At 67.4% G+C, this 22,755-nt stretch carries 17 protein-coding genes and 1 tRNA gene; 11 read left to right on the plus strand and 7 right to left on the minus strand.

Annotated elements, in window-relative coordinates; translation table 11 throughout:
- Positions 1-6 precede the first annotated feature (6 nt).
- Entirely contained in the window at positions 7-267 is a 261-nt protein-coding gene (locus OXM57_13850; GenBank protein MDE0353762.1) for a type II toxin-antitoxin system Phd/YefM family antitoxin, read from the plus strand.
- Between the two features lie 75 nt (positions 268-342).
- Here OXM57_13850 and OXM57_13855 read toward each other — a convergent pair whose 3' ends face one another.
- From OXM57_13855 to OXM57_13870, 4 genes are all read right to left on the minus strand, one after another.
- Positions 343-681: a helix-turn-helix domain-containing protein gene (locus tag OXM57_13855; GenBank protein ID MDE0353763.1), complete on the minus strand. Its 339-nt coding sequence runs from the start codon at positions 679-681 to the stop codon at positions 343-345.
- 75 nt (positions 682-756) lie between these two features.
- A complete protein-coding gene (locus OXM57_13860; GenBank protein MDE0353764.1) occupies positions 757-951 on the minus strand; it encodes a hypothetical protein in 195 nt (64 codons plus the stop codon).
- A 281-nt stretch (positions 952-1,232) separates the two neighbouring features.
- Entirely contained in the window at positions 1,233-2,549 is a 1,317-nt protein-coding gene (locus tag OXM57_13865; protein ID MDE0353765.1) for a PQQ-dependent sugar dehydrogenase, read from the minus strand.
- 119 nt (positions 2,550-2,668) lie between these two features.
- Positions 2,669-2,761: transfer RNA gene (locus tag OXM57_13870), tRNA-OTHER, on the minus strand.
- A 402-nt stretch (positions 2,762-3,163) separates the two neighbouring features.
- Here OXM57_13870 and OXM57_13875 point away from each other — a divergent pair.
- The 4 genes from OXM57_13875 to OXM57_13890 all read left to right on the plus strand — a co-directional run bounded on the left by OXM57_13875 (position 3,164) and on the right by OXM57_13890 (position 6,420).
- Positions 3,164-4,495 carry an MFS transporter gene (locus OXM57_13875; protein MDE0353766.1) on the plus strand — a complete coding sequence of 444 codons (1,332 nt, stop codon included), beginning with the start codon at positions 3,164-3,166 and terminating at the stop codon, positions 4,493-4,495.
- Between the two features lie 83 nt (positions 4,496-4,578).
- The gene (locus OXM57_13880; protein MDE0353767.1) at positions 4,579-5,142 is read left to right on the plus strand and encodes an SRPBCC family protein; all 564 of its coding nucleotides are present in this window, start codon (positions 4,579-4,581) and stop codon (positions 5,140-5,142) included.
- A 336-nt stretch (positions 5,143-5,478) separates the two neighbouring features.
- Positions 5,479-6,120 (plus strand): DUF6338 family protein, encoded by a 642-nt coding sequence (locus OXM57_13885; protein MDE0353768.1) that lies wholly within the window; start codon positions 5,479-5,481, stop codon positions 6,118-6,120.
- A gap of 168 nt (positions 6,121-6,288) precedes the next feature.
- The gene (locus OXM57_13890; protein MDE0353769.1) at positions 6,289-6,420 is read left to right on the plus strand and encodes a hypothetical protein; all 132 of its coding nucleotides are present in this window, start codon (positions 6,289-6,291) and stop codon (positions 6,418-6,420) included.
- Positions 6,421-6,590: 170 nt separating this feature from the next.
- On the opposite strand, the gene serC is transcribed toward OXM57_13890, so the two are convergent.
- Positions 6,591-7,712 carry a phosphoserine transaminase gene (gene serC / locus OXM57_13895; protein ID MDE0353770.1) on the minus strand — a complete coding sequence of 374 codons (1,122 nt, stop codon included), beginning with the start codon at positions 7,710-7,712 and terminating at the stop codon, positions 6,591-6,593.
- 40 nt (positions 7,713-7,752) lie between these two features.
- Here serC and OXM57_13900 point away from each other — a divergent pair, with 40 nt between their 5' ends.
- The 4 genes from OXM57_13900 (at position 7,753) to OXM57_13915 (ending at position 11,394) form a co-directional block, all read left to right on the plus strand.
- Positions 7,753-8,949, plus strand: a complete 1,197-nt coding sequence (locus OXM57_13900; protein MDE0353771.1) for a pyridoxal phosphate-dependent aminotransferase — start codon at positions 7,753-7,755, stop codon at positions 8,947-8,949.
- A 519-nt stretch (positions 8,950-9,468) separates the two neighbouring features.
- On the plus strand, positions 9,469-9,648 hold the full coding sequence (locus OXM57_13905; GenBank protein ID MDE0353772.1) for a hypothetical protein: 180 nt from the start codon (positions 9,469-9,471) through the stop codon (positions 9,646-9,648).
- A 223-nt stretch (positions 9,649-9,871) separates the two neighbouring features.
- Complete coding sequence (locus OXM57_13910; GenBank protein ID MDE0353773.1) at positions 9,872-10,846, plus strand: hypothetical protein; 975 nt, start codon at positions 9,872-9,874, stop codon at positions 10,844-10,846.
- 23 nt (positions 10,847-10,869) lie between these two features.
- A complete protein-coding gene (locus OXM57_13915) occupies positions 10,870-11,394 on the plus strand; it encodes a hypothetical protein (protein MDE0353774.1) in 525 nt (174 codons plus the stop codon).
- A 324-nt stretch (positions 11,395-11,718) separates the two neighbouring features.
- Here OXM57_13915 and OXM57_13920 read toward each other — a convergent pair whose 3' ends face one another.
- Both OXM57_13920 and OXM57_13925 read right to left on the minus strand, forming a co-directional pair.
- A complete protein-coding gene (locus OXM57_13920) occupies positions 11,719-11,949 on the minus strand; it encodes a hypothetical protein (protein MDE0353775.1) in 231 nt (76 codons plus the stop codon).
- A 696-nt stretch (positions 11,950-12,645) separates the two neighbouring features.
- Entirely contained in the window at positions 12,646-12,813 is a 168-nt protein-coding gene (locus OXM57_13925; GenBank protein MDE0353776.1) for a hypothetical protein, read from the minus strand.
- 489 nt (positions 12,814-13,302) lie between these two features.
- Between OXM57_13925 and OXM57_13930 the strand changes: the two genes are divergently transcribed.
- Together OXM57_13930 and OXM57_13935 are read left to right on the plus strand one after the other, a co-directional pair.
- Entirely contained in the window at positions 13,303-14,991 is a 1,689-nt protein-coding gene (locus OXM57_13930; protein ID MDE0353777.1) for a hypothetical protein, read from the plus strand.
- Positions 14,988-22,670, plus strand: coding sequence for a SwmB domain-containing protein (locus OXM57_13935; protein MDE0353778.1), 7,683 nt, complete (start codon positions 14,988-14,990; stop codon positions 22,668-22,670). Before OXM57_13930 ends, OXM57_13935 begins: the two co-directional genes overlap by 4 nt.
- The last annotated feature ends 85 nt before the right edge of the window (positions 22,671-22,755 follow it).

The raw sequence follows: 22,755 nt of genomic DNA on the forward strand, positions 1-22,755 counted from the left end.
GATGCGATGGAACGAACATGGCAAATGCGGGAAGCGAAGGCCCGGTTCAGCGAACTGCTCCGGAAGACCCTTGCCGAGGGTCCTCAGATCGTCACCTACCGCGGCGTGGAGACAGCGGTCGTAGTCCCGATCGAGCAGTGGCGCCGGATGGAGCGCTCCACACGACGGAGCATCAAGGAGTGGTTGCTCGCGCCTGAGGCACGCACCGAGACGCTGGTGCCACCAAGGGAGCAGTCCGCCCGTCGCCCACTGCCGGCATTCGACTAGCCCACTGGCCACTGCACCGATGCGAGGATCGTTCGGTGGAGCGCCGACGCGACCGCCACGAGACGCCGGACGGGTTCACCCCAGGATCCGACGCTCCACGCTCGTGTCGATCCCGCGCTCCTCTTTCCACGCCAGTCTCTGCTCCGCATCACGGCCATGAATGCCGTGTTCGGCAAGGCGTTTCCTGCCCTCGTCCATCCGGAGCCTGACATCCGACATAGTCATAACGCTCGGCGCAGACAGCACAAGTTTCACCCCCAACGCACGAGCGATGCGGGCCAGCGTGGAGTATCTGGCATCCACCCTTCCTGTTTCGATACGCGACAAGTTGGGCTGAGCGATACCTGTCATCGCCGACAACTGCGAAAGCGTGATGCCCCGATCGGTGCGAATCTTCCTTAGCTCTCGATACATAGCAAACCTGACTATAGCGAATGTGATATACAGCCACGGCCGGGGAGGTCATGACGCTCGTATCGAGCAGGCAGCTCACCGCCATGCGTCACTGCGATCGACAAGGTCGGCCACTGCCAGGATGTCCAGCGCCCTGGTTACGCGAGGATCGCGGTCTGCCGCCGCAAGGCGAAGAGCCCGGTTCACGGTCTCCTTGATCGTCGCCGTACCGAGTTCCGCTCGCGCTGCGGTCAAAGCCTCCTCGTCGATATCGATCAAGCGCTTCGCCATGGCCCGAGCATATACGTTCAACGGACGATATATACGGTAAGAGGGCGTTGTCCGAGTTGAGTCGAGCCCCGGTGTACCCTCCGGAGGGTTCCACCCCTAGATGGCGGTGGTTCGGAGCAGGAGTACGGCGGAACGCGGGCTTGGCCTAGTGCGATTCAGGATCGAACTAACCGGCGTTTCCGCCTCCTGCAGCGACTAACGCTCCGGAGCAGGCCGATAGAAGTCTCACCCGGTTGGTTGATTCGCGCAGTTGTGCACCTGTTGAAGTAGAACTGCTTCGGTCATCCGCGGTCGGCTATCAGGCGGAGGACCGAACCGGAGGCGGTGAGCACGTACACCTCTCCGGCGTGATCCGTGCCGAAGGCGACCACCTGGCCGGCGTTGCCCACCTGCTCGGTCCAGTCGTGCGGCTCGTCGAAGGACTCCTCTATCGGGAAGCTGCGCAGGTATCCCCCGCAGTAGTCGGAGAACAGGTAGTGCCCGTACAACTCGGGGATCTCCTCACCCCGGTACACCACTCCCCCGGTGATCGAGCAAGTCCCGGAGTCGGTGTGAGGAACCTCGAGCACCGGCAGGGTGAGACCTGAGGCATCGCAGCCCGTGGGGGGATCGAAGCAGTGGAGCCCTTCGGTGATCGGCCAGCCGTAGTTCAACCCGGCCGCAGCGACCGGCGCTACCGACACCTCCTCGAAGTGGTTCTGGCCCACGTCGGCGATGACGATCAGGCCGGACGCATGGTCGATCACGAACCGCCACGGATTGCGAAGGCCGATCGACCACACATCCGGGGCGGGGAAGGGATTGCCGTCGGCGGGAGACGCGATACCTGGCACGGAGACATCGAACCGGAGCAGGGCGCCCAGGGGGGTCCGGTCGTCCTGGCCGTGGCCGAACTGGTCGTTCGCCCCTCCCCCGTCGCCGAGGCCCAGATAGAGGTAGCCCTCGGGGCCGAAGGCGACAGTCCCGCCGTTGTGGTTGGGGGCGGGCTGGGCAAGGCGGAACAGCACGGTCCCCTCCGGGTCCACCGCATCGTCCGTAACCGCGTATTCCGCCAGGACGGTGTCCCCGTTGAGGGCCGAGTAGTGGACGAACAGGCGGCCGGAATCCGGGTAGTCGGGATGGAAGGCGAATCCCAGCAGGCCTTGCTCGCCCCGGTTGCGGACCCGATCGCTGATGTCGAGGAACGGCGCGTCAGCGAGCCCGCCGTCCCCGTACGTCCAAAGGCGGCCTTCCTTCGAGGCGATCAACAGCAGGGAGGTTCCGGGCACCGGCGCCAGATCGATCGGGAACGGTAGGTTCGCCACCTCGCGATAGGCCAGCGATCGGAGCGGCGGGAGGGTCGTGGTGGTCACCACCTCCGGAACCGCCACCGTTGACGTAGGCGAGGTCGTGACGGTCGGCTCGGGTGCCTCCTCCGGCCTCCGCTCCGTGGTGTCTACTTCGGCCATTGCCACGGAAGTCGTCGTGCTTGCCAGAACGGGCGCCGCCGTGGTCGACGTAGGGGTGGACGTCGTAGTGGTCGGCGCCGTAACCACATCGGGCTGCTCGGGAGCGCCGCACGCCACCAGCGTCAATACGAGAACGAGCGGTGCCGTCATCCATCGGCGCATGCGAGTAAACAGTATCGTCACCCAAGCCACCTAACCGCAGTGGAGTGCGACACGCACCGTCCCAGCAGTCAATCATGTAGCAAGCTGCTAAACTTGCCCAAGCTGTGCGGTGGGCAGTGGAGTCGAACCACAGCCGGGAGGGTTCTCTCCCGACTCCGGGTGTCTCAGGCCCGGTCCTGTACCGACAGGCAATACCCACCAAGTTCAAGGTGACGGGCGGCAGCTACGGTTGCCGCCCGAACCCTTCGACCCTCCCAACCCCCTTCCACGTTTTCAGACAACCCCTTGGGTGCGACAGACACACCCCTGGAGACGACACACCCAGAGAGCCACGCCCGTACGAACTGCTGGAACTGGACCCTCCGGGCCTTTGGTCACGGGGGCGGGGAAAATCACCCCGTTAGGGAGAAACAGATCAAGAAGTGCTCTGGTACAGGTGCCGGAGGACCCACTACCCAGCATGGTAACATTGTTTCGCCGATCTGGGTGTCAAACTAGATACGTTAAGTCCCGTCCGTCCGGTCCGCCACGGGTACGCGTGACACCCGAGGCCAGCTCCGCCAGTGCTACCGTCCGATGGTCCCCGATCCTGGACTCCGACCTTGGCCGAACTGGTGCGAAACGACCGCAAGACCATCTTCGGCTGGGCCATGTACGACTGGGCCAACTCTGCCTTCATCACCACTCTCGGGGCGGTGGTCGCTCCGTTCTTCGCCTCGGTGATCGTGCCGGAGGAAGGATGGAACGGCTGGTCGGCCGAGACCATCTGGGCGGCGGTGGTGTCCATCGGCTCCACGATCCTGTTCCTGAGCATGCCGATCCTCGGGGCGATCGCCGATTTCAACTCGGCCAGGCGCAGATTCCTCCGCAACTGCGCCGTGGCGGGGGGAATCTTGGCGCTGGTGCTGCCTTTCGTACCCGACGGCGCGGTTCCCTGGTTCCTCGTGATAGCCGTCACCGCCCACATCGGGTTCGTGGCGGCCAACGTGTTCTACGACGCCTTCCTGCCGGGCCTGACCACGGAGGACACCATCGACCGGGTGTCCTCCAAGGGCTACGCGTTCGGCTACGTGGGCGGCGGGCTCTATCTGGCGCTGGGCCTGGCTCTGATCCTCTCCAGTGGCGACGGCGGCTTCACGGGGCTGTCGACCAGCGGTGCCGCCCGCGTCGTGATCTTCGGCTCCGGATTGTGGTGGATGGGGTTCGCGGCCTACGCCCTGCGCCGCCTGCCGGAGGTCGGCGAGGCCTCCCAGTTGCCCTCCCGCTACCGCGGGATGCGACCCTGGCGCGCATACGCGGCCATCGGCTTCGGCAGGACCATCCGCACGGCCAGGAAGCTGGTCGGGTACCCGCAACTGCTGCTGTTCGTGGTTGCCTTCCTCTTCTACAACGACGGCACCCAGACCGTGATCAACATCTCGGGGTCGTACGCAGCCGAGACCCTGGATCTCGAACTCGCGGAGATTTCCACGGCGTTTCTCATCGTCCAGTTCGTCGCCTTCGGGGGGGCACTCTTCTTCGGGATGCTGGCCGACCGGATCGGCGCGAAGCGGGCGATAATCTGGTCTCTGGTCGGCTGGACCCTCATCGTGGTGGCGGCCTACTTCCTGCCTGCCGGGCAGGCCATGCCGTTCTACATCATCGCCGTGGTGGTCGGATGGGTGCTCGGCGGCGTGCAGGCGCTGAGCCGTAGCCTGTACGCGTCGATGATTCCCGAGCAGGCCGCCGCCGAGTTCTTCGGCTTCTACAGCGTCTTCTCCAAGTTCTCGGCCATCTGGGGGCCGCTCGTGTTCAGCGTGGTGAGCCACCGGACCGGGTCCGGGCGCCCGGCCGTTCTCTCCATCGTGGCGTTCTTCGTGATCGGAGGCTTCCTGCTGGCGAGAGTGAACGTGGACGAGGCGCGGGCTTCGGCAAAGGAGTGGACCGCCGGCTGAGACCGCTCGGATGGCCGGCGGGTCACCCGGCCGCGGCCATGCCGGTCAGCGCCACTACCATGCCCGAGTCTCGGGAGGTACAGATGAAGATCACACAAGAGTTCCAGGTGGCCGGCACGCCCGCAGGCGTGTTCGCCTTCTTCCAGGACGTGGCATCGGTGGCCCAATGCATGCCGGGCGCCGAACTCACCGACGACCACGGCGACGGCAGCTACACCGGCTCGGTCTCAGTAAGGCTCGGCCCGATGACGGCTCGGTTCGAGGGCCGGGCCACCATCACGTCCGACCCGGAGACGATGTCCGGCAACATCGTCGGCAAGGGTGTGGACAAGCGGGGCGGTTCGCGAGGCAACGTGACCGTCGACTACGCGCTGGCGGCCTCGGATGGTGGCACCACGGTGGCCGTCGATGCCGACATCACGATTTCCGGCACCGCGGCGCAGTTCGGCCGCACCGGGCTCCTCAACCAGATCACCCAGCGCCTGATCCAGCAGTTCGTGGACTGCCTGGAGGCGAAGCTCGGGGCGGAGGATCCCGAGGATGCCGCCGCGATCGAGGCCGGCGAGGTGAAAGGCGTTTCCCTGGTGGCGTCCACGGTGGGCTCCAGCGTGAAGAAGGGCGCCAAGAAACTCCTCGGCCGGGACTAGTTGCTAGTACAACTCGTCATTGGTTGGGTTGTCAGCCAAGGCTGCCTGGAGCTTCCTCCACCTGCCCTGGCCCTGGAACAATCTGCTACTTAGGTATTGACAAGGTTGGTTGATGCCTGCTAAAGTGTGGGGGCATCCAACCAAGGGGGAAACAGTGGGGGGAGGCACCCTATCTGTGATCGAGTTCAGCCGGCTGATCCCAGACAAAGCGGCGGCGAAGACCTGCAGCGATCCCCAGTACCCCATGCCGACAACGGTTGTCATGCAGGTAGGAGGGGGTCAGCGAGCGAGGAAGGCCGGGTACCTGCCCACCTATGACCGGGGTCGGGTCGTAGCGTGACGGGCTTAGGTGCCGCCACCCTGATCCTCATCGTCCTTCTCCTTCCTGGAGCCATGTGCTCGTGGATGTTCGAACGCCTGGCCGGCCGGTTCGGGATCGGACTGAAGGACAGGGCCTTGCGGTTCATGGGAGTATCCGCCGTGCTGTTGGCCTTCGCTGCTTGGCCTCTGTACTGGGTATATACGAACTACTGGGATGCTTTCGTCCGCCGCGAGACCCTGCCCTGGTGGTTCTGGGGCCTCCCGATCCTTTACATTTTCGTGCCGTTGGCCGCGGGGAGCCTGCCGGGTCTTGGTTGGAAGCGGAACTGGCGTTGGGCGCGGTTCATAGTCGGAAGGGATCGAGCGCCTTCTGCCTGGGATCACCTGTTCCAAGACCAGCCAACGGGAGGGATTCGGTGCAAGTTGAAGTCCGGAATGTGGATAGCAGGCCTCTATGCCGAGACATCAGAGGGGACACGACCCTTCGCCTCGGGTTACCCTGATCCACAGGACTTGTACCTGCCGGCCATACTCCGGATCGACACCGAGTCCGGTGAGTTGGTTCTTGACGCCAACGGGCAAGCGGAGGTGCTGGATCAGGGCGCTTTGCTGAGATGGCGGGACATCGAATACCTAGAGTTTGTGCCAACCGAGTAGGGAGGTGAGCCATGGGTCGTAAGCGCACAAGCAGGGCGAGGCCGTTGGACAAGCGCGGCTACACCACCACCAAGAAGGCCGACTTGTCGAAGCTGAAGTTCTCGACTCGGCCCGCGGGGGGTGTGAAGCGGCCCGATTCAAAGAAGAAGTGACGGGGGGTGTTCCGCGATGGCGAAGCCGAAGAAGCGTGAGCGCCGGAAGAAAGCCGTCCACCTGGCGCCCGAGCAGGTCCGCGAGGGCGAGAAGGTGGCGAAGGCGCTGTTGGGTTCTGTCCACCCGTTCGTCAAGCCGGACGGCTAGTGGCACTCACCCCCAGATGAAGCGGATGGCGGTGGCGGCAGTTCTGAGCGCGGTGGCAATCGCCTGCGGTGGCGGGGTAGGGTCTGCCAACTACGCTCGACAATCCCGCTACTTAAAGATAATCTATTGTAGACAACTAGTGACTAGCACCTATTGACTAGAAACTATATCTAGCTGAGGGTCGCTTCGATCACGTAGTCCAGGCAGGCTACGAGCGCCTCCATGTCCGAGCGGGGTATGGAGGGCCAGAGCCCGATACGGAGATGGTTGCCGTCCTTGTGGTAGGGCTCGGTGTCCACTATCCCGTTGGCTCGCAGGGTGGCCGCCAGTTTGGCCCACGCCAGCGGCCGGTGGAAGTCGATGGTGCCCCCGACCGGTGAGCGCATGGCCGGATCCGCCACGAACGGCTGCGCCATCGGGTGTTGCTCGGCCCATCCGTAGAGCATGGCGGCGTTGGCGGCGCACCGCTCGGAGGACCAGGCCAGGCCGCCCTGCGCGTTCATCCATTCCACGGTGTCGGCCAGCATGAAGATCGTGGCCAGGGCGGGCGTGTTGTAGGTCTGGTCGTTGACCGACTTGGACACCGCGGACGACAGCGACAGGAACGGGGGAATCCACCTGCCCGACCCGGCGATCCCCTCGATTCTCTCCAACGCTCTCGGCGAACACAGGGCCACGTACAGCCCACCGTCCGCTCCGAAGGCCTTCTGGGGCGAGAAGAAGTAGACGTCGAACTGCCCGGGATCGACCGGCACCGCCCCGGCCGCGGACGTGGCGTCCACCACGGTCAGGCCGTCCGCCTCCACCCGCCGGAGGGGCATGGTGACCCCGGTGGAGGTCTCGTTGTGGGTGAGGGCGTAGAGATCGATGCGGTCTGACGGAGACGGCACGGGATGCGTGCCGAGAGGCGACTCGATCACCTCGGGCGCTTCGAGGTGCGGGGCCCCGGTGACCACCCCGACGAACTTCGAGGAGAACGCTCCGAACTTGAGGTGCTGGCTGGCCCGCTCGATCAGGCCGAACGCGGCCGCGTCCCAGAAGGCCGATGCGCCGCCGTTACCGAGCACCACCTCGTAGCCGTCGGGCAGGCCGAACAGGTCGGTGAGCCCGGATCTGACCCGTCCGACCATGTGCCGCACCGTGGGCCGGCGGTGCGAGGTGCCCATGTAGGACCGGCCCGATTCCGCGAGGCGGTCCAAGGTGCCCTGGCGGACCCTGGTGGGGCCGCACCCGAACCGGCCGTCGGCGGGCAGCAGGTGGCGGGGTATCCGGATCGGGGTGTCTTCTGGCATGTATATCGTTCCCTCTCCAGGACCCGATACGGAGAACGTGATGTCAGGATTATCGCAGCGAATCGAATCCATGGCCGAATCGGCCACCATGGCGATCACCGCCAAGGCGAGGGCCCTGCGGGCCGCCGGTCACGACGTGATCGGCTACGGCGCGGGCGAGCCCGACTTCCCCACCCCCGAACCGATCGTGGCGGCCGCGAGAGCCGCCGCCGCCGACCCTGGCATGCACAAGTACACCCCGGCGCCGGGCCTCCCCGCGCTGCGGGAGGCGGTGGCCGCCAAGACCCTGCGGGACTCGGGCTACGAGGTGGCGCCGTCGCAGGTGATAGTCACCAACGGGGGCAAGCAGGGCGTCTACACGGGGATCCACTGCCTGGTCGATCCCGGTGACGAGGTGCTGCTACCGGCGCCCTTCTGGGTCACCTACCCGGCGGTGGTGGAGCTGGCCGGCGGGGTCACCATCCCCATCGACACCGATGAGACCAGCGGGTTCAAGGTCACGGTCGATCAGCTGGAGGCCGCATACACCCCCCGGACCAAGCTGCTGATCTTCGTCTCCCCCTCGAACCCGACCGGTGCGGTGTACAGCGCGGCCGAGGTAGCTGAGATCGGCCGCTGGGCGGTGGACCGCGGCGTGTGGGTCCTCACCGACGAGATATACGAGCACCTCGTGTACGGGGACGCCTCGTTCGCCTCGCTGCCGGTGGAGGTCCCGGAGCTGGCCGAACGTTGCGTGATCGTCAACGGGGTCGCCAAGACCTACGCCATGACCGGCTGGAGGGTGGGCTGGATGATCGCGCCGGACCACGTGATCAGAGGGGCGACCAAGCTGCAGGGCCACCTGACATCCAACGTAGGCAACATCGCGCAGGCCGGCGCCGTCGCGGCCGTGTCCGGTCCCCTCGACGACGTCCACATGATGCGGGAAGCGTTCGACCGGCGCCGCAAGATCATGCACCGGATGCTCAACGAGACCCGGGGCATCGACTGCATCGAGCCGCAGGGGGCCTTCTACTGCTTCGCGTCCGTCCGGGGAGCACTGGGCCGCCGCGTCGGCGACGCCCACCCCGCCACCTCGCTGGAGCTGGCCGACGTCTGCATAGATCAGGCCGGGGTGGCCTTCGTTCCGGGCGAGGCGTTCGGCGCTCCCGGCTACGCCCGCTTCTCCTACGCCCTGGGCGACGAGGACCTCGTGACCGGCCTCACCAGGCTCCAAGACCTCCTGGGAACCGCCTGACAGAACCCTGGGATGTCGAATTACTCAATACCCTGAGTAAAATTACTCAGTACGTTGAGTAATTCGTATCGTTCCAGGTCAGAGCGCTAATCCAACCCGACCGATGACTTCCAGCCCATCCGAACCCCTGATGGCTCCGCCGCTTCGAGACAGAAGGCGAAGTGGGGCTTAGGGACCGCTCCTCGAGGCCTCATCGCAGCCCGGGACGCATACTCACCTAGGTGGAGGACCGGGTGGTGCCGACCGCATAGAGCATCGGGAGGGGCCGCATCTGATGGCCGGCCGGCTCGGTGTGCCCCGTTCCACGATCTATGCGGTGTTGCGCCGTCGAGCCGCCCAAACGTTCGCCACCCTCGGGTATCCCACAAACTCACCCGACCGTACCGGCCCCAGACCAACGGCAAGCCGAACCCGGACGTTGTCTCCTCGGTGGAAAGGGGCCGACACTCACTTCACGGGCCCGTAGGCGGTCGTCGGTGTCAAGGGCTGCCTGGTTCGTGACGGTCAGCACAGTTCCCGATGCCCCTCACCGACCCCGGCCGCCAGGACGGGAGCCAAGCCGTATACAGACGACGGGAAGTGGACATGCTTTCGGCAGCGATCAGGTTCTATACAGCTACGGAGGCGACGGTTGTCGAGGAAGGTGGTTTCCGGTTCCTGATGGCAGACGGGTACGGGGCCGACCCTTCGGGGCCGTGAAACAGCGGAGAGCAACGACTACGGAGCAGGCATGCAAGATCGTGGACCTCTCGCAGAAGAGGGCGCCGAGGCGGCCAAAACCAATGTAAGCTTCTCTACCTACTATGCTACTTACATTATGGGTTCGTGCGCGCAGCGTCGGTGGATTGAAGCCCTTCCGGTCGGGTCGGTGTTCCGGTCGGGAGAAGTGCCAGGCCGGTCGCGGTCCGCGGTTCACGCGTTCTTGAGCCGCGAGACAGCAAAAGGCCCCAAGGCTGCTCTGTGCGACCGGCTCGGCCCTGACCTGTACTGGAAACCGACCCGTGACATCTACGGCTGCCCGCAGCTGCCCCCGTTCGACGAAGTGATGCGGAAGGTCGCAGGGCCGGGGTTCGGTGTCGCGGGCCACGCGGCCGGTCGGGCCGTCGGATGGCTGACACACGGCGGCGAAGAACTGGTCGGTGTAGCCGCGGTGGGTTCGCCCCCCACAACACGTCCAATGCCCGGCTTCGTCATACGTAGGCGGTCCAACCAGCGGCGGCAGGAACTGTACCCCGTCGAGGTGGCCTACCTGGAAGCGGTTCGGTTCTTCGACACGTGCCCAGAAGTCGGATGGGAAGAAGCGTTGCGGATAACAGCTGCCACCGTAGAGCATCATCGGACGGTACGCCCGGATGTTCTCATGTGGGCCGCCCGGTCAGAGCGTTGCGACAACGCGGCGCAGCTGCGATCCCGGATAGCCGAAGTCTGCGACGTGGTCGAAGGGCACGTCACCCCCCCTGCCCGTAGGGAACCCCTTCCGGTCTGGCCGGGCCGCCCCGCGGTGTTGGAAGCGGCGCATCTGCCTGCCCTGATCCAGACAGGCGAAGACGGCCGGGGCCGGGTTGTGCCCGTTTCGCAGTTCATCAAAGACTGGGCGCACTGGCCCGACAACCGGGTCGCGATGTGCGAACGGGAACCGACCGGTCCGAATCGGTTGGACCTTGTCCGGATCGCTGCCACCGTCCACGCGTTATGCGACCGCGACGCTGTCGCGATACCGCCCTGGGTGTGGCGGCACCGATGGCACGAAGACATCCTGATATACGGAGGCCGGCCCCTCAACCAGCGGGACCGGCTCAACGCGTCGCCTGCCTGCGAATACCATCGCGTCTGGTTCGCGCAGCATCACATAATGGACTACCGGGTGCACGGCATCTGGACCGGCCAAGTCGCATGACCCTCTTCCACATGGATCGAGTGTTGGCACTGCTCCAGGCTGTCGACGATCAGCTCCAAGACGGACCGCCCATACACATCCGAGTTGGGGGCGGTGTCGGGATGATGAGAGTCAATCCCCACCGGCTCACGGAGGACGTGGACGTGTTCGACCGTTCGTACCCAGACGAGCTACACCGGGCCGCGGCCGCTGTCGCCAAGAACGAAGGACTTCCTGCCGACTGGCTGAACAACGACATCGCCCACTTCGGTATCGACACGGAAGGGTTCGACACGGACCCATCGCCTCTCTTCGCCGGGCGGCGGCTCGTTGTCACATCTTTCAGCCTGCGCGCACTGCTCACGCTCAAGCTCCTCGCTGGACGCGAAACGGACACCAGTGACATATTCCTGCTCATGCGCGAAACCGGGCTGACCAGCCCAGCGGGGCTCAGAGAGATGCTCGACGACTACTTGGGCTACCAGGAGACGAAGAGCAGCCGTGACTGGGCCTACGCCCGTGTCGAAGATCTCTGCGCCGACTACCGCACGATGAGATGGGCGCGCTAGACGACTAGCTGGGCTAGGTGAGAGACCTAGGTGACAGGCCGATACGGCGCCGGCCAGGCCCCCTAACCCGCGAGCTCAACACCCCAAGAACCCGAAGAGACCGTGGTGGTGGGGGTGGGGAGTTCTACACCACCTCAGACCTGGGCCTCTGCAACCCTACCCAGAGGACTCCACAATTGATTGGGCAAGGACTCCACATCTTCCCACCGGGTGAGAATGGACAGTAACCGTTCTGGCCTCGCCTGAGCGCATGGGCCCTGGGTGTGGGCTGGAGAACTGTCGCTTACCGGGACCTGAGGATGCGGGACGAGGCAGGTCGCCTCGTCAACCCAGCGGGCGAGGCCCCGATGCGAGACCCGGGACACTCACCCGCCGCCCGGCCAGGAGAGCAACCATGGCGGCCTGGGCCTCTTCGGTGGGGGCGACCTCGCTGTGGTCGCCGATGAAGCACGTGAGCAGGGCAAAGCCCTGGCTCCCGCGGGTCGCATCACCCCGCACCGGCGAATCGATGCTCCCCTGCCTTCCCTCGAAAACCTGCCCGTAACGATCTACCAAGAAGTTGTAGGCAATGTCCGGCCAGCCCCTCTCGGAGGACTGTGGTAGCGGTAGAAGCTACGCAGGTACTCGACGGACTCCTCCGGTTCGTAGTCATTGGACGATGCGCTGTGGTGCACCAACAAGAACCGCACATCTTCCGGCGCTTCCACCAACATGCCCCTCTTTGGCGGCAGGTCAGCAGCCCAAACGTCCCGAGGATGGATCAGATGGTCCTCAGCAATGCGAACGCCATCGCGCTGAGCAGCGGCGGGCGCAACGACGGCTCCGGGTAGGAGTATCCCTGCTGCCGCTCCCATTCCCGCCAGCGCCAAGAAGCGGCGGCGAGTAACCGCACTCGAACGTCGCGCAGTGGTCACCAACTATGAATCCCCCACCGCAGCGCACACTCTCCCACCGCCGCCCAGGAACGGTCGTCGTTTTGTCAAACTTGTCACCGAAAACACTGTAACCAACGCACATTTGAGGCCCACGTGGCAATACAGCATCTGCCTGTGCGAGCCCTCTCCAGCTCAGCCACTGTCGATACGGGGGGAGAAACGCCTGGTCAGGGAGCTGAGAGGACGAAGTTATGTCAACTTCTTGCACGGGGATAGGTGCGAAACAAGTATGTCATAACTGTTACATAACCCGCTCCCAGCACCGCAACGGGCGGCGATCACGGTGGGAGTTCGGTCGATCGCCGCTCGCCCGTGGTCAGTGGTTCGCCATGGCGACGTGTTCGGGCCTGACAGGGGTGCGGCTGAGTTCCAGGCCGGTGGCTTCGCGGATGGCGGCCACCACCGCGGCCGTTGACGAGACGGTGGGCGGCTCCCCCACTCCCTTGGCGCCGAAGGGACCGAACGAACTCGGTTCCTTGATCACCTTGATCTCTATGGGCGGCGCGTCCAGGAAGGCCCGCCCGGCCTCTAGGTTCTCGGCGCGGATCCGTGATTCCTCGCTGATCGGGTAACCCGTCTCTGGACGTGACCCGGGAACCGGACACCGCTAGCCGGGTTGGGCGCGATGACCCGAACTGTCGATGGCCGCCGGCCATCGGCGACTTCCTGAAGCCCCTTGGAACCAGCAGTCTGGTGTAGATTCTTACATTATCTGTTGACCGGTGTTCGTTATCTGCTTCTTGATCGTGGCTGTCGAGGCCGTCTATGGCCTTAACCGGGCTGATTGTGTGTATAGAATGTTCACTCTATGCGAAGGTGGCGCGTATTCTCCACACGTACTACACATATTATGTGTGGGTGCAGACGTCGTGGTGATGTAAGCAACGAGGCCACCCCCCCCCCATTTAGGGGCCGTTCCAACCGACCGGGATCTCCTGCCGCGGTGAGTTTGCGGGTGGGCCGATCCGTTCGTGTGGCGCCGGTTGTCGCTTTGGTGGCCGTGGTGGGCGTGTTGGCCTTCGTGGTGCTGGCGGAGTTGCTGGCAGCACCGGCCCCCGAAGCCGACGGGGCGCCCGACGATGACCCCGCCACCGCCGACACCGGCGCCACCGGCGCCACCGTGGACGGGGTCCCCGCGCCGCTCCGGTCGCGGCGGCTGCTGACCGCCCTGGAGGCGGCGGCCGGTCCCGACGGGGTGTTGCTCACCTGGGAGGTGGACGAGGCCCTAGCCGAGAGCGTCACCGCCTTCACCTGCGTCTACCGCACGCCTGCTCATCTGCGTCTGGGGGTGTCGGGGGCGGTTCCCTGCAGTCCGCTGCGCAGCCCGCCCGACGCCCGCTCTCGGACCGTCGCGGGGTTGCCCGAGTACGGCGACTACGACTTCGAGGTGGTGGCGGAGGTGGCGGGCGAACCGGCCATCCCGTGGCCGGAGCGGGCGCTGCGGGTGCGGGTGGCAGTCACCGAGGATTTGGCGGGGCCGCCCGGTGCGGGACGGGCCGTGACCGGTGAAGGGCCGCTGGTGGAGGGTTGCGGGCCCGGCGACGGGGTGGGCGACGCGTCGGAGGGTCGGCCCTGGCGCCGCGCCGAGATCGTCTCGGCCGCTCATCTGACCCACTACCCGGGGCGGGGCTGGAGCGCGGGTGGTGACCCGGCCGCGGCCCCGGAGTGGCCGGAGCCGCCGTCCCTGGCGGACCTTTTCGACGAGGCCGGCCTCGACGGCGACACGGTGCGAGAGGCCCTCGACGCCGGTGGCGACCCGGAAGATCGCCAGGCCGCCGCCGCTCAGATCGCCGACGACCGTTCGCTGCCGGCGCTGGCCCGGGCCGCGGCCGGTACCAAGGCGCTGCTGCGTCCCGGCCCCGAAGGCTGGGAGTTGCGCCTCCACACCAGCTACCCGTTCGGCGCCGACTACGTCTACCGGGCCGAGCACGCCGTGGCCGGCTGGGACGATCCCGCCCACCCCGCGCTCGGGCCGGCTCTCTGGCAGCGGGAGGGCTGCCCGCCCCGGGACAACCCGGACGCCACCCACGACGTGGCCCTCGCGCTGTCTGACGCGGCGGCGGGCGACCGGCGGCTGGCGCATTCGGGATACGGCTGGTGGGCGGTCGCGCCGGTTGGGATGTTCCCCGAACGGATCGTCGCCACCAAGGGCGGCCTGTCCTTCGGCGACCCGGCGCCGGGGCTTCCCGAGGCCGGTACCCGATGGAGCGGGCGGGTAGCGGGCCATCTGTTCTGGGACCAGCGCCGCTTCGCCCTGGCCGCCGACCTGGCCCTCACGCTCGACCGGATCGACGGGGAACCGCTCCTCGAGGGGCGGATCACCGACGTGATGCTGGTCCCGCTCGACCCCGACAGCCTCGAACCCCTGGAAGGCCCGACTCTCAGGTGGCGCTCGCTCGGGCTCCAAGGCGCACCCATCGGAGAGGACGGCGCCTGGTCGGGCCTGCTGCAGGTCGGCCCCGAACCGGAGGACGCGCCCACCGAGATGCCCGCCGGCGCCGCTTTCCGGGGCGACTGGCGGGCCGCCGCCTACGGACCCGACGCAGGAGAGATCGCCGGACGGCTCCGTCTGTGGACCCCGCTCCCCGAAGGCGCCGACCCGAACACCGACTGGCCCCGCCAGGTCGTGCTGGTGGCCGGATTCGGAGGGAGCATCCGATGACCCCCAGACGCCCCGCAGCAGCACTCGCCGTCGTGGCGCTGATCGCCGCGCTGGCGCCGCCGCCCGCCGCGGCCCAGACCGACAGCACCCCGCCGGTCGCCCAGAGCGCCGCCGTGAACGGCGACCAGCTCGTCATCACCTTCAACGAGACCCTCACCACCAACGCGCCCCACGCATCGCGCTTTTTTCTCACCATCAACGGCACCTCGCACACGAGCACGCGAACGCATGCCGCCGCCGCGTCGGGCACCACGGTCACCGTCACCCTCAAACAGGCCGTCGAGGTCGGCGACACCGTCAAGCTGCAATACATCGCCGGAGGCAGCAATGTCGAGATCCTGGACGCGGCCGGCAACGCCGCCGCAGGGTTCACCTTGGAATCCGTCACCAACAACACCCAGCCCACCCTGCCGGCGGGCTGCACCGCGGCGTCGGAGACGCGAGAGGAATGGATCGAGTCAGTGACCTCGACCGCCTCGCAGATCACCGTCACCGTCGTCGATACGCTGCCCAGCCCTTCGCTCACCGGCTCCCATCTGAGCCTGCGTCTGTGCCACCCGGACCCGAACGACGCGGCCACCTACACGACCAGCTTTGCCGGCAGCCCTTGGGGCGATACCGTAAGCGCCGGCGCGACCGCGACCATCACCAAGATCGGATTCGACCAAGGCGGCGACGCGCTGACCGCGGAGACCGACTACTGGGTGTCAACCAGGAACCAAAGCTCCGGCAACTCTGGCGCCTGGCACTACATCCGCACCACCGACTCGGCAGCGCCCAGCGACACGACGGCGCCTTCGTTCGAGTCGGCGTCGGTGAACGGCACGTCGCTGGTGATCACCTTCGACGAGGACCTGGCCGCGGCGGCGGGCCTGGCCAACAGCGCGTTCGCGGTGAAGAAGACCCCGGCGGGAGGCAGCGTCGAGGAGGCCGTGTCGCTCAGCGGCAGCGTGGCGCCGGCCATCGACGCCAAGACGGTGACCCTGACGCTGGCCAATGCGGTGGCGGCGGGCGACACCGGCGTCAAGGTCAGCTACGCCAAGCCCGCCTCGGGCACCGCCAACAAGCTCGCCGACGCCACCGGCAACGAGACCGCCAGCTTCACCGACCAATCAGTGACCAACACCACCGGTGTCCTCCCGATGGGCTGCCCGGCAGCGGGGTCGGCCTCGTTCTTCGGCGGCGATCAAGTCTCGGGCGGCTCGGTGGTAGTGACCGCGACGTCGATCACCCTCACCTTTCCCCAGGATGTCGATGTCGTGTTCACCATCTGCGACTCGACCGGCATGAGCCGGGACGTGACGGTCTCGTTCATCTCCACGAACAGGACCCGCACGATCGCCAGCGATCTGATGCCCGACTCCGACTACTGGATCCTGCTCAAAGCAAGCGATTACACCTCTCACAGCAGGTGGCATTACTTCCGCACGCTCCCGTCGGCGGCGGCGAACAACGCGGCGACGGGCGCGCCGACGATCTCGGGGTTCGCGCAGGTGGGCAACACCTTGACTGCTGCGACGGCGGGGATCGCGGACGCCGACGGGCTGACCGGGGTGAGCTTCGGCTATCAGTGGATCCGGGTGGACGGGACGACCGAGACCAACATCGCGGGCGCGACGTCGGCGAGCTATGTGCTGGCGGCGGCGGACTCGGGCAAGACCGTCAAGGTGAAGGTGACGTTCCGGGACGACCTCGGCAACGACGAGGCGGCCACCAGCACGGCGACGGCCGCGGTCGTGGCCGCGGCGCCGGCGTGCGAGGAGGGCAGCGCCTGGTGCGCGACGCTGACCGTGGGCCCCAAACCGGGCAACAAGGCCCGGGGGTACTGCGCCGACTTCAATCCCATTTGCCCCCCGACGGGGCACTACGGCAGCCTGAGCGACACGAGCCTCACGCTGGGCGGCGCGGACTACACGGTGCGCTCGGTCCGTTGGGCCGGCCCGTCGGGCGGCCAAGATGGCACACCTACCGGCTCGAAGCTGCACTGGACCGTCAACAACGCGTTCCCCGCCGCGCGGCTGGCCAACATGACCCTCAAGGTGGACTCGCACACCTTCGCGCTGTCCAGCGCCAGCCAGGTGAACGACGGCGGCGACGTGGCGGGCAACTACCGGTGGACCGGCACCCCGGGCGCGATCGTCAGCTACGCGCCGGGCCGCAAGGTGACGGTGCAGCTTTTGGACACGACGCCGACGGTGACGATCAGCGGCGGGTCGGCGGTGACCGAGGGCACCGCGGCGCAGTTCACCCTCACCGCCGACCCCGCGCCCAGCGCCGATCTGACGGTGAACGTGACGGTGACCGAGGCGGCGGGCAGCGATTTCGTGGCGTCGGGCGACGAGGGCGCCAAGACGGTGACCATCGCTTCGGGCACGACCAGCAAGACCTATGCGGTGACCACCCAGGCCGACACCACCGACGAGCCCAACGGCTCGGTCACCGTGGCTATCACCGCCAGCGGCGCGTACGACACCGGCACCGCCGGATCGGCCAGCGTGACTGTGAACGACGACGACGGCGCCGCCGCCACGGCGCCCGTCAAGCCCGCCGCGCCCACGGTGTCGACCAGCGACGGCACCCAGATCACGGTGAGCTGGACGGCGCCGTCGACGGGTGGCTCGGCGATCACCGGCTACGGCGTGCAGTACCGGCGCACCAATGTGCCCGGCACCACCGAGGACGCCGCCTGGGTGGACCTGGACCCCGCGCACAGCGGCACCGCCACCACCGCCACCGTGACGGGGCTGGTGCAGGGCGCCAGCTACCAGGCGCGGGTGCGCGCCACCAACGCCGTCGGCAACAGCGACTGGTCGGACGCGGGCTCGGGCCACACCGGCCCGGCCCGGTTCGTGTCGGCCACCACGAGCAAGGACGGCAACATCATCACCATCACGTTCACCAAGACCATGCCCGCAAGGGTCTACAACGCCGGCAATTTCATCGCGCACGTGACGCGCAGCGGCGTTCTCACGTCCACCCTGGCGACGACGGCCCAAGCTCTTATGGACGTTCTCGGGCTGCGCCTGCCAGCGGGCACGATCCAGCCCGGCGACGCCGTCAAGGTGGCCTACTCCTGGATTTCGGGCACTCGGCTCCAGGACGCCGACTCGGCGCAGGTAGCCGAGACCACCACGGAGGCCTCGCAGTGGCCGGTGACCAACGCCGTGTCGGACGCGCCGTCGCCTTCGAAGGCGGTGCTGACCGGGGCGTCGCTGGCGATCACCTTCGACGAGGCGCTGGCCAGCACGGTGCCGGTGTCGGGGGCGTTCACGGTGAAGCTGACGGTGGGCGACGCCGACCCGGTGACCCAGAGCCTGGCGGCCTCGAATGCGGTGGCGATCAGCGGCAGCACCCTGACCCTCATGCTGGCCTCCGCGCCCGGCGCGGGGGCGGTGACGGTGAGCTATGACAAGACCGCGGCGGGCTCTGATCCCAACGGGCCGCTCCAGGACAGCGACGGCGATGAGACCGCCAGCTTCACCGACTACGCGGTGCTGCGCCCGGCTGTGGCGACAGGCGCCGCCACATCGTCGACGGACGGGCTGACGGTGACGGTCACCTTCGACAAGGACATCAAGACCGTGGGCGACGCGGCCAACTTCACCGTCGTGGTCGGCACCAGCAACCGGGTGCCGACCGGCGCGTCGTTGCGCACCGGCGACGCCGCCAAGGTGGACCTCACCTTGTCGGCCGCGCACCGGGTGCTGCACGGCGACACGGCCACGGTCAGCTACGGCAAGGGCGCGGGCGCGAACCTGACCGACACCGACGACCTGGCCGTGGCCAACTTCTCCGGCGTGGCGGTGACCAACAACCTGCCCGCCCCCGCCAGCGTGACCCGGGTGGAGATCGTGTCGTTCCCGGGCGCTGATCAGACCTATCAGTTCGGTGACAAGATCCTGGTGCAGGTCACGTTCAGCGAGGCCGTCACCGTCGACACCACCGGCGGCACGCCCCGGCTGACCATCAGGTTCGACACGGGGGTCAAGCCGGACAAGTTCCCGGCCTATGAGAGCGGCACGGGCACCACCAAGCTGGTCTTCGGCATCGAGATAGACGGCAGGGGCAACTCGGGGCAAGGCGTGCTGGTGATCGCCAACAGCCTCACCGCCAACAGCGGGTCGATCACCTCCACGGCCACCGGCGCCGCCGCCAACCTGGCCCACGACGGGCTGGGCCAGGACACCGGCCACAAGGTGAACGGGGCCGTGGACCGCGACACCGCCGCGCCGGTGTTCTCCTCGGCGACGGTGAACGGCGCCACGCTGGCGATCACCTTCGACGAGGCCCTCGACGCCGGCTCTGTGCCCGCGCCGGGCGACTTCGCGGTGACCGTGAACGGCGCAGTGCGCGCGGTGGCCGACGGCGGGGTGGGCGTGGCCGGCGCCGTGGTCACCCTCACGCTGTCCTCGGCCACCACCGCCGCCGACACGGTGCTGGTGGGCTACACGAAGCCCACCGCGGAGGGGGCCGAGCCGCTGCGCGACCACACCGCGGGCAACGAGGCGGCCTCTTTCGCCGACCAGTACGCGCGCAACCAACTCGACACCGCCGCGCCCGGCTTCTCGTCGGCCCGGGTGTCCGCCGACCGCACCAAGGTGGTCATCACTTTCACAGAGGCGCTCGCCGCCGCCGCCAACCTGGCCAACGGCGCGTTTGCCGTCAAGAGGACCCCCCAGGGCGGCACCCCCACGGCCGCCACGCTCACCGGCTCGCCGTCGATCAGCGGCGCCACGGTGACCCTGTCGCTGGCCGCGGCGATCCTCGCCACCGACACCGCCGTCACCGTGAGCTACACCAAGCCTACTTCGGGCACCGCCAACAAGCTCGCCGACGTGAACGGCAACGAGGTGGCCGACTTCACCGACCAGCAGGCCACCGTCACCGACGACACCGCGCCCTCGGCTCAGAGCGCGTCGGTCAAGCACGACGTGATCACCATCGTCTTCGACGAGTCCCTCGACGAGAGCTCGGTGCCTGCCGTATCGCGGTTCCTGGTCAAAGACTCCGCCGACACGACGCTGCCCACCGTGACGAACAGCGTGAGCATCAGCGGCAACAAGGTGACTCTCAGGCTGGTCACAGCACGGCCCCCCGGCGAGACCGCCCTGGGCAGGCTCAGCTACAGCCCGCCGGCCAGCGGCGGGCTCCGAGACGCCGCCAACAACCAGGTGGTGGCGTTCACCAGGGCCTCGGTCCGCAACGTGACGCCGCCGTCGCTGTCGGGGGCCACCGTCGAGGGCACCGCCCTCGAGCTCACCTTCGACCACACCCTCGCCGCGGCCGCCAACCTGGCCAACAGCGCGTTCGCGGTCAAGAAGACCCCGCAAAGCAGCGCCGAGGAGATCGTCGGCCTCACCGGCACGCCGTCGATCAGCGGCGCAGTGGTAACGCTCACGCTGGCCTCCGCGGTGGTCGAGACCGACACCGACATCAAGGTCAGCTACACCAAGCCCACCACCACCGGCACCGCCGACAAGCTCGCCGACTCAAGCGGCGACGAGGTCGACTCCTTCGCCGACGAGGAGGTGCGCATCGCCGCTGCGCCCAGGTTCGTGAGCGCGAGAGTGGACGGCAGGACGCTGACGGTCGTCTTCGACGAGACCGTGAAAACCGCCGTGGGGACGACCCTCGGCGGGATCCTGTCATCGGACACGTTCAGCGTGCACCGGACCCCCGCCGGCGCCGCCCGCCAGGAGATCCGGCTGTCCAGCGCCCCCTACGCCAGCGGCAGCACGGTCATCCTGCGGCTCGAGCAGCGGGTGATCTGCACCGACGACGACATCACCGTCGCCTACACCAAGCCCACGGCGCAAACCGCCGTCAGGCTCGCCGACGACGACGCCAACCCGGCCGACAGCTTCGCCGCCCAGCCCGTGGACAACACCGCCCAGCCCGCCGTCGCCGCGGGCGCGCTCGCGCTGTGCGACCTCGACGACATCACGATCCACGCGGGCGCGACGCTGCGCGTGCCGCTGGGCGTCATCGCCGCCGACGACCACACCGCCGCCGCGCTCGCCATCACCGCCGCCACCGGGACGCTGCCCGCCGGCCTCAAGCTGGCGTCGCCCACCAGCGGCTTCGCCCTGTCCGCCGACGGGCTCACCGTCAGCTACAGCGGCAGCGCACGCAGCGGCAACTGGGGCGCCGTCATCACCTGGCCCAACGCCACGTCCGGCAGCCACACCATCACCGTCACCGCCACCGGCACCCCCACCGGCGGTGGCACGCTCACCGCCGCCACCGCCACGTTCACCCTCACCGTCAACGCCCCCTCGCCTCCGCCCTCCACGCCCTCCGGTGGTGGAGTCGGTGGTGGAGTCGGTGGTGGAGTCGGTGGTGGAGTTGTCGGGGGAGGCGGCGAAGGGGAGGTGGCGCAGCCCGTGCCGGCCTCGGCGCGGTTCGACGACGTGGCGGCCGGGGTCTGGTACGAAGCGGCCGTGTCGTGGATGATCACCCACGAAGTGACCGCTGGTTGCGGTCCCCGCATGTTCTGTCCCGACCGGGTACTCACCCGCCAGCAGTTCGTCACCTTCCTCTGGAGAGCAGCCGGACAACCCACCCCCCAATATTCGGGGTCTGCGGCTTTCTCCGACGTCTCCGAGGGCGCCTACTCCGACCAGGCGATCAGCTGGGCAGTATCACGGGGTGTCACCGCGGGATGCACCGAGGGCGAACCAGGTGATCCCGATTGGCGATTCTGCCCCACCGAACCGGTAACGAGAGGGCAAATGGGCACGTTCCTCTACCGGCACGTGCAAGCTGTCCACCAGGGCCGCCAAGACCGCTACACCGACGTCAAACCCACCAGCACCCACGCCACCGGAGTGGCCTGGCTGGCCGACTACCAGGTCATCGGCGAATGCGACACCGCCCAGTTCTGCCCTGACCGCCCCGCCACCCGCGCCGAAGCCGCGGCCATCATCCACGGAGTAGCCACCCGCCCCGCCATGTGGGGACCCGGCAACAACTCCTTCACGCCCCAACCAGCCGAACCGCAACCAACCGAACCCTCCGAGGCTTCGGCGCGGTTCGACGACGTGGCGACCGGGGTCTGGTACGAGCAGGCCGTGTCGTGGATGATCGCCCACGAAGTGACCGCTGGTTGCGGTCCCCGCATGTTCTGTCCCGACCGGGTACTCACCCGCCAGCAGTTCGTCACCTTCCTCTGGAGAGCAGCCGGACAACCCACCCCCCAATATTCGGGGTCTGCGGCTTTCTCCGACGTCTCCGAGGGCGCCTACTCCGACCAGGCGATCAGCTGGGCAGTATCACGGGGTGTCACCGCGGGATGCACCGAGGGCGAACCAGGTGATCCCGATTGGCGATTCTGCCCCACCGATCCGGTAACGAGAGGGCAGATGGGCACGTTCATGTACCGGCACGTGCAAGCTGTCCACCAGGGCCGCCAAGACCGCTACAGCGACGTCAAACCCACCAGCACCCACGCCACCGGAGTGGCCTGGCTGGCCGACTTCGAGGTCATCGGCGAATGCGACACCGCCATGTTCTGCCCTGACCGCCCCGCCACCCGCGCCGAAGCCGCCACCATCATCCACGGAGTAGCCACCCGCCCCCAGATGTGGGGACCCGGCAACAACCCCTTCACCCCCCAACCAACCGAACCGTCCACCGAACCGTCCGAGGAATCCACGGGAGCGACAGTCCAGCCCGTCTGATCTCCACACCCTGAGCCCGTAGAAGCGTGAGCAGACCACAAGCCTGACCGCCTACCTAGAAGCCATGGTGCCTTCTGCGGTACCT

The organism is bacterium (assembly GCA_028820935.1).
Lineage (GTDB): Bacteria > Actinomycetota > Acidimicrobiia > Spongiisociales > Spongiisociaceae > Spongiisocius.